General features: G+C 36.4%; 7 protein-coding genes and 1 pseudogene. 5 read left to right on the forward strand and 3 right to left on the reverse strand.

What is annotated here, in order from left to right; all coding sequences use genetic code 11:
• The first annotated feature begins 10 nt into the window (after window positions 1–10).
• The 4 genes from bglX (at window position 11) to D0817_RS23290 (ending at window position 8,443) form a co-directional block, all read left to right on the forward strand.
• Entirely contained in the window at window positions 11–2,266 is a 2,256-nt protein-coding gene (bglX, locus tag D0817_RS23275) for a beta-glucosidase BglX (RefSeq protein ID WP_127340741.1), read from the forward strand.
• 66 nt (window positions 2,267–2,332) lie between these two features.
• Window positions 2,333–4,252: a glycoside hydrolase gene (locus D0817_RS23280; protein WP_127340742.1), complete on the forward strand. Its 1,920-nt coding sequence runs from the start codon at window positions 2,333–2,335 to the stop codon at window positions 4,250–4,252.
• A gap of 33 nt (window positions 4,253–4,285) precedes the next feature.
• On the forward strand, window positions 4,286–6,244 hold the full coding sequence (locus D0817_RS23285; protein ID WP_127340743.1) for a heparinase II/III domain-containing protein: 1,959 nt from the start codon (window positions 4,286–4,288) through the stop codon (window positions 6,242–6,244).
• Between the two features lie 54 nt (window positions 6,245–6,298).
• Window positions 6,299–8,443 carry an alpha-galactosidase gene (locus tag D0817_RS23290; RefSeq protein ID WP_202866502.1) on the forward strand — a complete coding sequence of 715 codons (2,145 nt, stop codon included), beginning with the start codon at window positions 6,299–6,301 and terminating at the stop codon, window positions 8,441–8,443.
• 107 nt (window positions 8,444–8,550) lie between these two features.
• Here the strand turns inward: D0817_RS23290 and D0817_RS23295 are convergent.
• The 3 genes and pseudogenes from D0817_RS23295 to D0817_RS23305 form a co-directional block, all read right to left on the reverse strand.
• Window positions 8,551–8,694, reverse strand: a pseudogene (locus D0817_RS23295) (transposase); the annotation flags it as partial.
• Between the two features lie 232 nt (window positions 8,695–8,926).
• On the reverse strand, window positions 8,927–10,330 hold the full coding sequence (locus tag D0817_RS23300) for a glycoside hydrolase family 30 protein (RefSeq protein WP_127340744.1): 1,404 nt from the start codon (window positions 10,328–10,330) through the stop codon (window positions 8,927–8,929).
• 56 nt (window positions 10,331–10,386) lie between these two features.
• Window positions 10,387–12,357, reverse strand: a complete 1,971-nt coding sequence (locus D0817_RS23305) for a glycosyl hydrolase family 95 catalytic domain-containing protein (RefSeq protein WP_158286323.1) — start codon at window positions 12,355–12,357, stop codon at window positions 10,387–10,389.
• Between the two features lie 1,210 nt (window positions 12,358–13,567).
• Between D0817_RS23305 and D0817_RS23310 the strand changes: the two genes are divergently transcribed.
• The gene (locus D0817_RS23310) at window positions 13,568–15,193 is read left to right on the forward strand and encodes an endo-1,4-beta-xylanase (RefSeq protein WP_127340746.1); all 1,626 of its coding nucleotides are present in this window, start codon (window positions 13,568–13,570) and stop codon (window positions 15,191–15,193) included.
• Window positions 15,194–15,289 lie beyond the last annotated feature (96 nt).

The raw sequence follows: 15,289 nt of genomic DNA on the forward strand, positions 1-15,289 counted from the left end.
CAGATTTAAAATGAAAAAAAATAATCAAGCTAAAGTAAAAATTTCAAAAATTGTATTACTGTTCACTTTTTCAGTTGGAGTTATTACAGCTCAAAATACCTCTACTATGGATAAAAAAGTCAATGCCCTAATCCAAAAAATGACTTTAGAAGAAAAAGTGGGTCAGCTTAATTTAGCCACTTTTGTAAATGAAAATAACACTACGAATTCACTTTCTGAAATGATTAAACGTGGTGAAATTGGATCTATCTTAAAAAGTAATGGTGCCGAAAAAAACCTTCAATTGCAGAAGATTGCCGTCGAGCAATCAAGGCTTGGAATTCCAATTATGTTTCAAGAAGATGTAATTCATGGTTACAAAACCATTTTTCCTTCCCCGTTGGGTGAAGCTGCCGGCTGGAATCTGGAGACAATTGAAAAATCGGCAAGTATTGCTGCCAAAGAAGCCTCTGCAAGCGGTATTCATCTTACCTATGCCCCCATGGTTGATATATCCAATGATCCTCGTTGGGGAAGAATAGTTGAGGGAGCAGGAGAAGATCCATTTTATGCAAGTTTGGTTGCATCAGCTAGAGTTAAGGGTTTTCAAGGCAATGACTTGGCTAGCGGACAAAATGTAATGGCTTGTGTGAAACACTTTGCGGGTTATGGTGCTGCATTGGCAGGACGCGATTACAATATTGCAGATTTCTCGGAACGAACTTTAAGAGAAATTTATTTGCCACCATTTAGAGCGGCTATCAATTCAGGTGTTGGAAGTGTAATGGCTGCTTATTCTGCTTATGATGGTATTCCAGCCACTGCCAATCAAAAGTTGTTAAAAGATATTTTAAGAAAAGAGTTAGGCTTCAATGGTATGTTGATAACGGATTGGGAAACAGTTCGTAATTTAGTAAAAATTGGTACCGCTGCCAATGAAAAAGAAGCTGTTTTACAGTCCATTAATGCAGGGGTAGATGTCGACATGACTAGTGGTTTATTCCTAAAACATATAAAGGAATTAGTTCAAGAAGGCAAAATTAATGTTGATGTGATTGATCAAGCTGTAAAGCGAGTTTTGATTGCCAAATACAAATTAGGATTATTCGATGATCCTTATAGATTTTTTGACCTTAAAAGAGAGAAAGAGACATTGATGAATGCGGAGCATCTAGAATTTGCCCGAAAAGCAGCTCGTGAATGTATGGTACTTTTAAAAAATGAGAACCAGTTATTACCATTAAATAAAAACATAAAAAAAATAGCTGTCATTGGACCGCTTGCCAACCGCAAAAAAGATTTACTGTCTTGGTGGGGAGGTAACTATTCTCAATGGAAACCAGAAGAAGTAGTTTCTATATTAGATGGATTGAAAAAAAGTGTGGATTCTTCTGTTGAAATCAAGTACGCCGAAGGAGTAAAATTAGATGGTTTCGAAGCAAAAGGGCTTGAGTTGATTCCAGAAGCAGTAAAATTGGCATTGGAATCGGATGTAGTTATTTTGGTTGTTGGCGAGGAGTTTTCGATGAGTGGCGAAGCTGGAAGTATTTCAAATATTAACCTGCCTGGAGCACAAGAAGAATTGGTGAATGCAATTGCCAAAATAGGAAAACCATTAGTAACGGTATTGTTAAACGGACGCCCGTTTGATATTCAAAATGTAAACACAAAATCGAATGCAGTGCTGGAAGCTTGGCAGCCTGGAACAATGGGTGGTTTGGCTGTTGCCGATATACTTCTTGGAAAATACAATCCATCAGGAAAGCTGACGGTTAGTTTTCCTAGAAACACCGGGCAAATTCCAATTTATTATAATTACAAAAGAACTTCGCACGATGTAAATGAAACCAACAAAACAGTACGTTGGACAAACAAATATTTGGATATTCCTACCACACCTTTATTCCCATTTGGATATGGTTTAAGTTATACTGAATTTAGTTATTCCAATCTTAAATTATCAAGTTCTGCTATCAACCCAAATCAATCCGTAAATGTTAGTGTGGAAGTTTCAAATACAGGTAAGGCTGATGGAGAAGAGGTAATTCAATTGTATGTCGGAGACGATGTGTCTTCTGTTGCCAGACCAGCGAAAGAGCTGAAAGAATATGCCAAAATTTCATTAAAAAAGGGAGAAAAAAAGACTGTGAATTTCATTTTGACCCCAACAGATTTCTCGTTTTACAACAAGGAGATGAAATGGGTTTTGGAACCAGGTAGTTTTTCAATAATGATTGGAGCTTCTTCAGCAGACATAAAGTTTACTGAAAAATTGAGCATTCAATAAGAAGTATTATTTAAGGAAAATTAATTATACAAGTGATTTTACAATTCAATTTTGAAATAAAAAGTAATGAAAAAACAGCTAATATTCCTATTTCTATTTACCCTGATTTCAGTTCAAGCTTATTCAAAAGTTTGGACAATTTCGGATAACAATCTTGTGGTAAAGTTCGATGATCAAACTGCTCTTTTGAGTGTAACGGACAAACGCTGCAATAAGGTCTGGAATCAATCTCCCTTGAAGGAAAAGTATTTGGTTAAAAAAACTTTGATTAAGGGAAATGAGATAACAGTTAGTTTGTCAGGAAAGTTTCCGTTTAAAGTGATTTATACTTTAAATTCAAAATCAGCTTTAGAAATAAAACTAATTGCAGATAAAAAATTGCAAGTAGAAAATTTTGATTTTCCATCAGCCTTTGAAACGCCAGATACGAATCATTATTTGCTGTTAACAGATAGTGAAGGATTATTGCTCCCTGTTGATGACACCGAATATCCAATTGGTTCTAAGGAAGAACGACCTTTTTTTTGTGGAGGAAACACCGCAATGTCTTGGATGGGAATGGTAGATAAGCAGTTTGAAGCTGGATATATGGCCATTTTGGAAACGCCATATGATGCAAATTTTCACACACAAAAAGTGGATGGTTTGATCACGTTCTCAACGGTATGGCAGCCATCATTGGGTAAATTTGGTTACGACCGTAAAGTTACGTATCATTTTTTCGATAAAGGGGGATATGTTGCACAAGCAAAAACCTATCGCGATCATATTTGGAAGAAGAATGAGGTAATTACCTTGAGAGAAAACGAGAAAAAAACGCCGGCTTTGGCGAAAATGATTGGTGCAGTGCATCTTTATGTGTGGGACAATGCTCGCGAAGTTAGTTTTGCAAAAGAATTAAAGGATTCGGGTATAGAAAAAGTTTTTGTCATTTGGAATCCCAATCACACCCCTTATCCTGAAGTGGGTTATGATAAAAAGATTGCCGCTTTGGGCTATGCCACGGGAGGATATGAATTATTTACAGATTTGAAATTAAGAGATACTGTAAAAAAAACTTTTACACCATCTAGAGAAGGACTTCATTTGGGAAGAACATCTTATCCTGGACAGTTTAATGAATTGGCAGCCCGAACCAAAGAAGGCAAAACCTATTCCAATAATTTTGGACACACTTCCTGTCCTTTGGCCATTCGTCCTGAAATCATCAAAAGAGTAGAGAGAGAGTTAAAAGATTATCCACACGAATCCTATTTTTTAGATGTTTATCAAGCCAATGGATTATTCGAATGCTATTCTGATAAGCACCCATTGACCAGAGAACAATTTGCAAACGAGGTAAAGAAAAATCATCAATTATTGACGGATCAGTACCATCAATTTTTGGGTGGTGAATGGGGCGCAGACTATTTAGGTTCCAATAGTGTTTATGTTCACGGAATGATGACGTTGCAACGCACTTGGTGGGGAAGCGAAATAGATAATAAAAACACCATTTATTATACTGGAAATTGGAAAAACAACTCGCGTCCAACTCAAATGTTAGGAACAAGAGTGGCTCCGGGTAAATATTTAAAATATTCCATTAACGAATATTCTCGCGTGCCTCTTTACGAACTGGTTTATCACGATGCAGTGGTAACATCCTGGCGCTGGGAAGACAGCAATCACCATAATCCAGAAATTTGGTGGAAAAAAGACCTTTTTAACATGCTTTATGGTTCAGTGCCACTTTGGAATTTAGCTCGTGAACAATGGGAAGATCATAAAGTTACCTTTATTGAAAGTTATAAAAATGTTTGTCCTTGGTTGCAGAAAATTGGTTATGATGAATTGGTTTCACACAAGTTTGTGTCAGCAGATCACAAAGTACAGGAGTCAATCTTTTCTTCCGGAAATAGAATTGTGGTCAATTTTGGTGATGAAAATTTTGTGTTAGAAGGAAATGTTATTAAAGCTAAAGGATTCTTGACATTTACGAATTAAATTATAATCAATACAATCTAAAACACATAAGAAATGTTTTTAAAAAACGCAAAGACCGCTATTTTTCTATTGATGTTGCTCGTTATAGCAAAGAGTTCGGCGCAAAACAAACTGAAATCTCATACAGTTTCTCAACAATTTGTGTCTGAATACCCGAGTGAAAAACAATGGGAAAGTATACCAGTACATCCTAGGTTATTTGCCAACGATGCACGTATAGAAACATTGAAATTACAAAACGATGAGGTTTCAAAAGCACTATTGTTGTTATTGAAAAATAATGCAGAAAAGACATTAAAGGCAGGCAAGATTGAATATCCTTCTAAAGGTTTTAAATTAGAAGCTGTTCGGAATGTGCAAGACCGGATATTGACGTTAGGGCTGGCTTTCCAGGTATTTGGAGACGTACGTTATTTCGAACGTGCCAAAGCAGAGTTGATGCAATTGACAGAGTTACCAGACTGGAACCCGTCTCACTTTCTGGATGTTGGCGAAGCCACTTTGGCTGCAGGAGTTGGTTTGGATTGGTTTTACAACGATTTTACCCCAACTGAAAGAGAAAAAATTACTCAGGCAATTATAAAAAATGGAATCAATCCTTCACTGGATGTAAAAGAAAGCAAAGAAAATAATAGCTGGATGAATGCCAACTTCAATTGGAATCCTGTATGCAATGGCGGACTGTTGGTGGGAGCATTGGCCATTTATGAAAGGGAACCCAAATTGGCACGTCAGATTGTGGAACGTTCCATCAAGTATATACCATACCACGGAGCGGTATATGCACCCGATGGAACTTATGCAGAAGGGATGGCTTATTGGTCGTATGGTACGCTATATCAAGTAGCTATGATTGAAGCATTACGATCCGTATTTGGGTCTTCTTTCAAAATAGAATCCTTTCCGGGTTTTCTAAAATCAACAAATTTTATTACACAAAATGTTGGCCCTACAGGTTATGAATATACTTTTTCAGATGCAGGATTTAAAGAGTCAAAATTGTCCGCAAAACCTCTTGCCGAAAGATTTACTTCTGAACCACTTATGTTTTGGTTTGCCCGAGAAAATAGAAACAGGGTAATTGCTCGAGATGAGATAATTAGTATTTTATTGGCCAAAAGCATAGTAATAAAGGATACTGTTTCTAATGCTCAAAAAAAACACAGCAGACATTTTGCATTAGAAGTATTATGGTGGGATCCAAAATTACCACCTATGGATAAAAAGAGTTTTTTACCCTTGCACTGGACTGCCGATGGTCATATGCCTATGGCGGTAATTCGCTCGGCTTGGAATGATCCTTTGGCTTCATATATAGCCATAAAAGGCGGTACACCCAATAATTCGCATGGACATATGGATGTAGGTAGTTTTATCATTGAATCCAATGGAGTGCGTTGGGCACTGGATTTAGGCGCAGAAAGTTATGACAAAATGCGTGCAGCCAAACTCGATTTGTGGAATTACTCACAAGACAGCAATCGCTGGACTACTTTCAGGCCGGGACCGGATTCTCATAATATAGTGCGATTCAATAATTCCAGACAAGATGTTTCGGGTTTAGCAACTATCAGTAAATTAACTGATCAAAAAGGGGTAGTTGGAAATGTTGTTGACCTCACTTCACTCTATAAATCGCAGGTAGAGAAAGTTTTCAGAACAGTAAAAATGTTTCCAGATAAATCAATAGTAATTCAAGATGAATGGGAAACGGGAGAGAAGGAGGGAGAATATACTTTTCAATGGGTAACGGGAGCCAAAGTTAGTATTAAGCCGTATGGTGTATTATTAGAACAAAATGGTGAATCGATGAAATTGAACGTTGAAATTCCAAATTCCAATGTGAAACCACAAATCCTTATTGAAGATGTTTCAAAAGCAAAAGCAGTACAGGATTCAGATAATCCCGGCGTCAGCAGGATGTTAATTAAGCTAAAATACGCTAAAATGAACAAATTTGTATTAAAAATAACTGCTGTGCCTGTAAAATAATGGAGTATTACTTATTTTCAATAACTAAGTAAGATGCTGATTAAAACATATGTGATGAAAAATGTCTCACAAAATACAAATTATCCAATTATGAGAGTAATCCTTGCTTTCCTATTTTTTGCTACAAATTATTTGTTTGCTTCACCATTTGCCACTTGGACAAGTACAGAACTAACCCTTAATAATGGACTTGTTCAACGAAAAATAAAGCTTCCAACTACCGAAGGAAATTTTATTACGACTTCATACAAGCCAGTAAATGGTGAGTTTAAGTATTTCTCAGCTAAAATCACCGACTTTCAATTCGAAGCAAATAGTGTTTCATATTGTGGTTTAAGTAATTGGAGTTTGGTAAATATTCAACAAATTTCAGATAAAAATCAAGGAGATGGAGCTGCTGTAACATTACAAAGTGCAGATAAAAAAATAGAAGTCACCATCAATTTTCTTTTATATCCAAACTTGCCGGTGATTCGCAAAAGTTTGACTATTAAAAATTTAGGTGCTAATGAAATTGCATTGGAATCAGTCGATGTTGAAAAACTAAATACGGTGTCCTATTGGGCAAGCACTTTCAGTTGGATTTGTTCCGATTATGGTCGTCGTCGTCATATTGGGCCTTACGAGGGAAATATGCAGGATGCACTTGTGATTATTCATAATATGGATTGGGCATCAGGAATAGTAATTGGCAATGAAGCAACAGGAGTCTTGAAGAGGACATCTGCTTACTGGAATGCGAATGATATTTGTGCCGGACTAACACATAAAGAGGCACGTTTTCCCTTTAGAAAATGGATTAAATCCAATCAATCATTTGAAACTCCACAAGTTTTTACTATGGTGTACAATAATTGTAAAGATCCAAATGAGATCTTAAATACTGTCGTACCTGACTTTATTCGTAAAAATATGGATATTCGTCTTTCTGCCCTCGATGAAAAACCAACTTTTGTCTATAATACCTGGGTTCCTTTCGAGAAAAATATTAATGAAAAATTGATTTTTGAATTAGCTAAATCAGCCTCTGATGCAGGGATGAAAGAATTTGTAATTGATGACGGTTGGTCCAGTAATTATGGTGACTGGGAAATTGACAAAGAGAAATTTCCAAACGGTCTAAAGCCGGTGTTCGATTACATTAAGTCTTTGGGTATGAAGCCAGGTTTGTGGATAAGCGTAGGAAGTGCATCGACAGATAGTAAAGTATATAAAGAACATCCCGAATGGTTTTTGCAGGACAAAAACGGAAATCTGACCAACAATCACATCGAAGTAGAGGATCATGAAATGAAATCGGCTTGTTTTTCAACGGGTTGGAAAGATTATATGAAAGGAATATTGTTGAAGTTGAGTCTCGATTACGGATTGGAATATATGAAACTCGACTTTGCCGTGGTGACAAGTGCCTATATTTTTGATAAAGAAAAGTCGGGTTGTTATGCTTCAAACCATTCTGGACACAAAGATCATAACGAATCTTTTTATACAAATTATCAGCAGATGTGGACTCTTTTTGATGAACTACATGCAGCCAAACCAAACTTGTTTATTGATTGCACATTCGAAGCAATGGGAGGTTTACAATTAATTGATTACGCAATGCTCAAACATGCAGAGGGCAATTGGTTGTCAAATTTTGATGGAGTTGCGGGTGCAAATACAGATTTACGGGTTCGCAATATGGCGTGGTGGCGTTCACCAGCAATCCCAGCTACGGCATTGGTAATAGGCAATCCTCAGATGCAAGATAAAGGCTGGGACATGCACATAAAATCTTTGGCAGGTGCTTTGCCCATTATGCTCGGTGATCCCCGGAAATTATCTGACCAGGATTTTAAAAAATACCGTGCCTACGCAGATTGGTTGCAGTTAATGGAGGAACGATACGGCATTATGTCCTATCGACAGGATTTGGCAAACTTTGGTGAGCCGATGGAAGGCAGTTGGGATGGTTTTCAACGAATAAATTCTGATACAAAAAGTGGAGGAATAATTGGCGTTTTTAGGCATGGTGCAATTGAGAGTAAGCGAGTTATTACTATTTCAAGACTTGATTTGAAAAATAATTATCAGGTTAAAAAAATGGATGGTACAGTAGTGGCAACTTTGACAGGCTTAGAACTCAACCAAAAAGGATTTACTTTAACCTTAGATCAGCTTTACACTGGTGAACTTTTTGAAATTTGTAAAAAATAAATTGCGAATCGCAAAGTAGTATCAATATTTTTTTGCCTTAAGTTTTATAAATAAATCATACCTATTTTAAAAGATAGCTGTCATTGGAAGGAAAATAAAAGTCGCCAGAAAAAGTGATTTAAAAAGCATTCGAAAAAATCTTCATTTTTCAGTAGTTCTTTATCATCAACATTAGCTTGAGTTACAGCAAAGCTGAACAATTCTCCTTTGTCATTAATAATTATATGGAGCTTAAATCGATGAAACCAACCCCATTGTAGACCCTGTAGTAGCAGTTCTTCACGCCAATCTACGCTCTGAAAGACTACAAAATCACTCCAAAGTGATAACATAATTTTAAATTTCATTTGTTATGCTTTTGTTTTATAAGCTTTTTTTATAATCTACTTATAAGTTTGTAAAGGGATGTAATCTTAAATTGATAAGGGTCTTTTTTGTAAACCAGTATTTGAATATCACAGAATTTGCGCAGCGATTAAGCTATTACTGCCTTATAACTAGAGTATTAAATGAGCTTGCTTCAAAAACCGGACTAACTTTTTTATTTCCAATTTTAAAAGTAATTGCTTTTTCTGAATCTTCGGGGTTGTGAGCCACAATTACAATACTTTTATCGGGATTGATAAATGAAAGCAGATTAGTATATGTTCCGTTGGTTTTTAAGCGTTTGGCACCGGGCTTCACATAATGACTCAAATGTTTCATTAAATAATACTCATGATTGTATTTAAACGTTTTGTTTAAAGTATCCACACTAATTAAAGAATTTTGCTGCCAGCCCCAGGTGCTTATTCCCCCTTCTTTTAAGGAAGTGTTCCAGTACGTATAAGCATTAGCGCCATTATTTAAATACTGTTTCATTAAATCCCAGGTATACAGGCAATATTTCCAGTCGTTTTTGCCGTCGCCGCATTCTTGCTCGGTTTGATAGAGTGAAAGATTGGGATAGTTTTTATTTAAAGCTGCAATTGCACCTTTTCCTGCCCATTGAATGCCAACACCTTTGATGTATTTATTAATGGCAGGTTTTTGCATAATGGTATCCACAAACTTGTCATTATCACTATTCATGGTTCCGAAAAACACATCAACCTTCATTGCATTCATTTTGGGGGCTAAGTAACCGATGAATTTTCCGAGCCCCTGCGCTGTCCATGTACAGCTTGGAAAAATTTGCGCCGCTACAAATTCGTTTTGCGGCATCACCATGCTGATATAGATGTTTTGCTGACGGTAAGCTTTTACAAATTTTTCAAAGTATAGAGCATAGGCTTTAAAGTATTCATCCTTTTGAATGAACATATCCTGAAATTCGGAACCGCTTTGCTCAGCCTGCAAATCGTTATATTTACTTGGTTTTAGAGCATAATGTTTATTAGTTTTCATCCAGGTTGGAGGTGACCACGGTGAGGCCCATATTTTTAAAGACGGTTTGTATTTTTGTGCACTCTTTATAAAGGGAACCAGAGTTTTGAGATCCTGGGCAATGCTGAAATTCTTCATCTCAAAATCTTGGTCTGTTTCATTATATGAATACCATGCTGTAGAGAAGTCGTTTGCCGCTACAGGCATTCTGCAGAGATTGAAACTTGCGCCATAGTCAGGCTTGAATAATTCTCTAAAAATGCTTTGACGATCTTTATCACTTAACAGGCTTAAAGAAGTCCAGCCCAATTCATTAAAGCAAGTGCCAAAACCATCAATCGACTGCAATTTGTTTTGAATTTCTATCTCGACATCTGCCATCGAAGTAGCTTTGGTGGTTGTTAAACCGGCTTTCTTTTTCCAGGGTGATGTTTGTGTTGTACTTACCCAATGAACAGTTGTTTGGCTATAGAGGTTGGTAGATAACAGTATTAAAAACACGATGGCATTAAGTAGTCTCATAATTTTATATTTATTGGTAAGTATATATTAAGCATGTATGCATTGAGTGAAAGGGTTTAGTTCTGCCTGCAAACAATATCCTTTTTGCCACTAATTTTAATAGTTAATTTGTTCCAGTGCGCGGGCAAATTTGCTTTTTCCTGGTAAAGACCATTTTCGCCAATCGTCATCCCGGCAAAGCCAAAAATTATGGTTTGTAACATCCCTCCATAACCGGTACAAAATACCGTTACACTCGGGCGGGGTTTTTCTGATATAAAACCAAAAGGAGCTTTTCTGTTAGGCTGATATGCTTTTTTGAAAAGTTCATATGCTTTTTGTGTATTGCCTAAACGCGCATAAGCAGCAGCAAGCGCACTATAACTCATTGAAGGTCCATTGGGATCAATTTTTGGCTCGTAATATTGCAAATCTTTTAGTATTTGGGCTTTGTCTGTTATATAATCTAATGGGAATGCTAATAAATTGGCATCGGCTTGCTTAATGCGCTCACCCTTATATTGTTCATATTGAAGTGTTGCTCCGTTTACATCTTTCAAAATTACAATCTTATCGTGCACTTTCTGCCAGTCTGGATTAGCTGTTTGGCCTAGTATCTTTGCGGTTTTTATTGCTGCATCCAATACCACCTTCACTGCACCATTGGTAAACGCATTGTCGTCAATGTCTTCATGATATTCATCGGGACCAACTATATTCCTGATATGGTAAGAACCCTTTTCGTCCTTAACAGATCGAGATACCCAAAAATTGGCAATAGCATGTATCAGCGGAAATCCTTTTTGCTGAAGCCATAACTTATCATTAGTAACTTTATAGTAATTCCAGGCAGCTATTGCAACATCGGCAGTTATATGGTGTTCATTCATGTCCAGCTTGTAGGAAATCGATGTAGACTCGTTTCCTTTCAGATCAGATTCCCATGGAAACATGGCTCCCTGATAGCCAAACTGCGCAGCCCGTTTTTTAGCTTGGGGCAAGGTATTAAAACGAAAATCCATCATAGATTTGGCAAAAGCAGGTTGCATTGCAAGTAATGGAGGATACATCCAAAGTTCTGCGTCCCAAAAAATATGACCGCCCCAACCCGTTTCTGACAGTCCGCAGGGAGGGATGCTTAACTCAAATCCGGTTGTGATAGAGGAATACAATGAATATAACGCCAGACGCGCATCTATTTGAGCTTCATCATCTCCTTCAATTTCAATATCGCTTTTCCATAATTTAGCCCATGCAGCTTTATGGTTATCAAGAAGGTGTTGGTATCCCAGATTGTAATCCCTACCGCAGATACGCACCGCATCACTATAAGCGTCTCCGGTAATTTTAGAATGGGTAAAGGTGTTTAACGAGCAGAAAGAGTATTTTTCTCCCTTTTTAAGCTTTACTAAAAATGCAAGTTGCTGACTGGTAGCACTGTTTTTTTTGTAGTTAAGTTGTGGTGTATGACCGTTGAAGAAGAACGTATTTGCCCCTGCAACGCAATCTGTGCCTGATTCGGTTGGAAAAACTGCAGACATTACAGGGATTTTTTCTTTTACAGTAGTGCTTAAACCATACATGTTATAATCAAGATGGCTCTTATAGATACTGAACGTTTTCTCTCGATTAGGAATATTCATTACACTTTGTACAGTAAATTCAATGTCTTCCAAAGCTTCAAACTCATATACCCCCATTGTGGCCATTGGCAGGTTTCGTAATGCCACCTGCTGTGTGCGAATATTTAATTGGTTTCCGTATGTATAGGAGGTTTCAAGACTGGCTTCTTTAAGGTTCAAACGTTGTTTCCAATTTTTTACCTCAGAACCACATTGAAGTTCTTTGTTATTCGCAAACACGACCTTTATGTTAATAGGATTAAAGTTATTGATCAGACGTACATAATCGCTCAGAGGAGCACGGTCATCCAGTCCGTTTATCAGAACACGCTCTGCACCCAATCCAGTTTTTAAACTCCTGAATCCAATCATTCCGTTACCAAGATATGCTGGAGTATACTTGATAGTATCGGTTGTCTCTACCATCCATAAATCTTTTATTCGAGGTTGAGAATAGACTGTTGAAAGATTTAAAAGGCTTTGTAGAAAAAATACAGTTGTTAATTTAAGTACTTGCTTAAGTGAATAGTTTTTTACTGTTATCATTGTTTACTTATGTGTATAAATTTATTTACTAATTAAAATGGTTTATAGTTAAGTGGTAGTTGTAAAGGAGAATTTTTATTTCAATGCCAGCCCGGATATTGACTTTTTAGCATTATGTTAATCATTTTTTTGCTACAAATGTATTATCGTAAAAGTTGTAGGGATAGAATGCATCGCTCAATAAATAGAAAAAAATGTTCATTCTGTGCGTACTTCAATAATATTGATTTACAATTAAAAAAAAGTATATTAAATTGTAACCACCACTATAAGAATATTGATTGTATTATTAATTAAGAAGTAGCTAACCGAAACTACATCAAATAATATTCAACACGCTCATGCCTTTTTTGATAAATTTCTAGTAAAATCTTTGAGCCAAGCCTTAAGTTTTAATACCTGCTGACCAGATCATTTATTGCATTTAAAATTTTCGAAATAAGAGTTTTAGAATTTGATCAACTTCACTTTATAAAATTGACCTTATATAAAAAATCAAACATAGAGAAAATCAGGCTTTATACTTGGGAGGGAAAATTTTTAACCTAACCATTTATCTATACTTTCTGAGCGGTTACTTATATGAGACCAATACGGCTGTAGAATATGTCATCATTAAAAGCTTAATTTACCGATTAAGTCGTAATTCTTTAATTAAGTATTGTTTAGCAATGATTAGTTAGTATCATGAGCGATTTTTTCTATTTATTGAGCGATGTATCCTATAACTCTTAATCTATCGATAATATATTTGGTGTCTCAAAATTGTTTTTACATAATTCTATAATAATTAACTAAATATAAAAAATGAATAACAAATTTCTATTCTGGATTTATGTATCACTCCGGTATCCGCAAAAGCAAAATTTGGTGCAGGAAACCTAGTGGTTTCGAAATTTATATATCATTTGGATAAAACTATAGTTACCTTTATTTACGTGCCTTTCAAATGTTTGAACATCAGCAGAATGAAAATCATAAATAGTCCCTAAATCAGAATTTAACGTAGCTAAATTATAGAAATCTCCAAGCCGACTGCGATGAGTACAAAATATTTAATGAAAAAATAATTATAAAATAAAACATAGTAATGAAATTTAGAATACTTATAATAAGCTTATTTTTTAGCGCCAGCTATATGCTTTCTGCTCAGGAATATCAGCCGCTGAATCAATCACTAAGTGCACTTGCACCATCAAATATTTTTCCGGCAGACGCTACTAAAAGTTTTAGTTTTACCGATACCAGTAATGGAACTAAACCAGCCACATTTGAGGTCAATAGTAATAAGAACTCACCTGTATTTGTAGCAGAAGTTTTTTCAACTGCAAAATCACATTTCAATATACAAGCAAGATGGAAAAGTAACGGAAAAATTAAGAAAGGAGCTGTTTTAATGGCGCGAATGTCCATGCGTGCTGTGTATGCTAAACAGGAATCAGGGGAATCGAATGTTAATTTTTACATAGATTCGAAAAATGGTAGCAGAAGTGTCGCCATATTTCTGGCAGCGGGTCCAGAATGGAAAAGTTACAATATTCCTTTTACTGTTAATGCGGATATACCTGATGGGGAAGCTTTAATCGGTATTACATTTGGCGCACTTGCTCAAAAAGTTGAAATAACTAATATTGAAGTTTTGAATTTTGAAAATAAAACAACATTAGAAAAGTTACCGATTACCCGATTTACCTATTTAGGGCGTGAAGAAAATGCGGCATGGAGAATAGCTGCTCTTAAAAGGATTGAAGAAATTAGAACAACACCACTTAATATTCAAGTTGTGAGTGCAGACGGTAAACCCGTAAAAGGGGCAAAAGTAGAAGCCCGACTTGTACAGTCTGATTTTATTTGGGGAACGGCTGCCAAAGAAGATTTACTTGCAGAAGATTTACCAAACTCAGTTAAATATAAACAGACTTTAAAAGAATTTTTCAATACAGCTGTCGTTGAAAATGGTTTTAAGTGTCTTCGCTGGGATTCGCCTTTGCAACCTCAAACTAAACGTGCTTTTGAATGGCTGGAAAAAGAAGGACTGCGTCAGCGAGGTCATAATTTGGTTTGGATGGGTTGGAAATTCAATGATCCAAAAGTGAAAGAGTTGGCTTTGACAGATACTGCGGCTTTTGAAGCTTATATTATCAAAAATATTAAAGAAAAAATGGCTTACACCAAAGGTCGTGTTATTGCTTTGGATGTAATTAATGAATACAATCATGAGCAGGATTTTTTAAAATACTTACCAAAAGATATTGCCATAAAGTTTTATAAACTGGCAAAAGAACTCGATCCAAAAGCGCAACTTTTTATGAATGAGTACGCAATGCTCAACAGTATCGAGAGTCCACGTAATATTAAAACCTATCTCGATACTATTGCAACAATGCGTGCAAAAGGTGCGCCGATAGATGCCATTGGTATTCAAGGACATGTGGGACGCCAGCCCCGAAATCCGGCTCAGGTAATTACCGATTTGGATATGTTTAATTCTACTGGTTTGCCAGTACAAATTACCGAATTTGACGTGAATACTCCCGACGAAGAATTGCAGGCCGATTATACACGTGACTTTTTGATAGCTTGTTACAGTCATCCTACTGTTAGCGGTTTTGTTAAATGGGGATTTTGGCAAAATGCACATTGGAAACCTGATGCCGCTATGTTTCGCACCGATTGGACAGCTAAGCTGGAAAAACCGGTCAATTTGACCACCTAATTCCGGAGTAAATTGACCACCCGTTCCGGAGCAAACTGACCACCTAATTCCGGAGCAAATTGACCACCAGGTTTTGTGGTGAATTAAGTATTAAAA

The sequence above is a fragment of the Flavobacterium cupreum genome (assembly GCF_003996965.1).
GTDB classification, from domain to species: Bacteria; Bacteroidota; Bacteroidia; order Flavobacteriales; family Flavobacteriaceae; genus Flavobacterium; species Flavobacterium cupreum.

Bases quoted from the DNA above. Each gene is read 5' to 3' on its own strand.
- D0817_RS23310 (WP_127340746.1), top strand. From the start codon at position 13,568: ATGAAATTTAGAATACTTATAATAAGCTTATTTTTTAGCGCCAGCTAT.
- D0817_RS23290 (WP_202866502.1), top strand. From the start codon at position 6,299: ATGAAAAATGTCTCACAAAATACAAATTATCCAATTATGAGAGTAATC.
- D0817_RS23280 (WP_127340742.1), top strand. From the start codon at position 2,333: ATGAAAAAACAGCTAATATTCCTATTTCTATTTACCCTGATTTCAGTT.
- D0817_RS23305 (WP_158286323.1), bottom strand. From the start codon at position 12,357: ATGGTAGAGACAACCGATACTATCAAGTATACTCCAGCATATCTTGGT.
- D0817_RS23285 (WP_127340743.1), top strand. From the start codon at position 4,286: ATGTTTTTAAAAAACGCAAAGACCGCTATTTTTCTATTGATGTTGCTC.
- D0817_RS23300 (WP_127340744.1), bottom strand. From the start codon at position 10,330: ATGAGACTACTTAATGCCATCGTGTTTTTAATACTGTTATCTACCAAC.
- bglX (WP_127340741.1), top strand. From the start codon at position 11: ATGAAAAAAAATAATCAAGCTAAAGTAAAAATTTCAAAAATTGTATTA.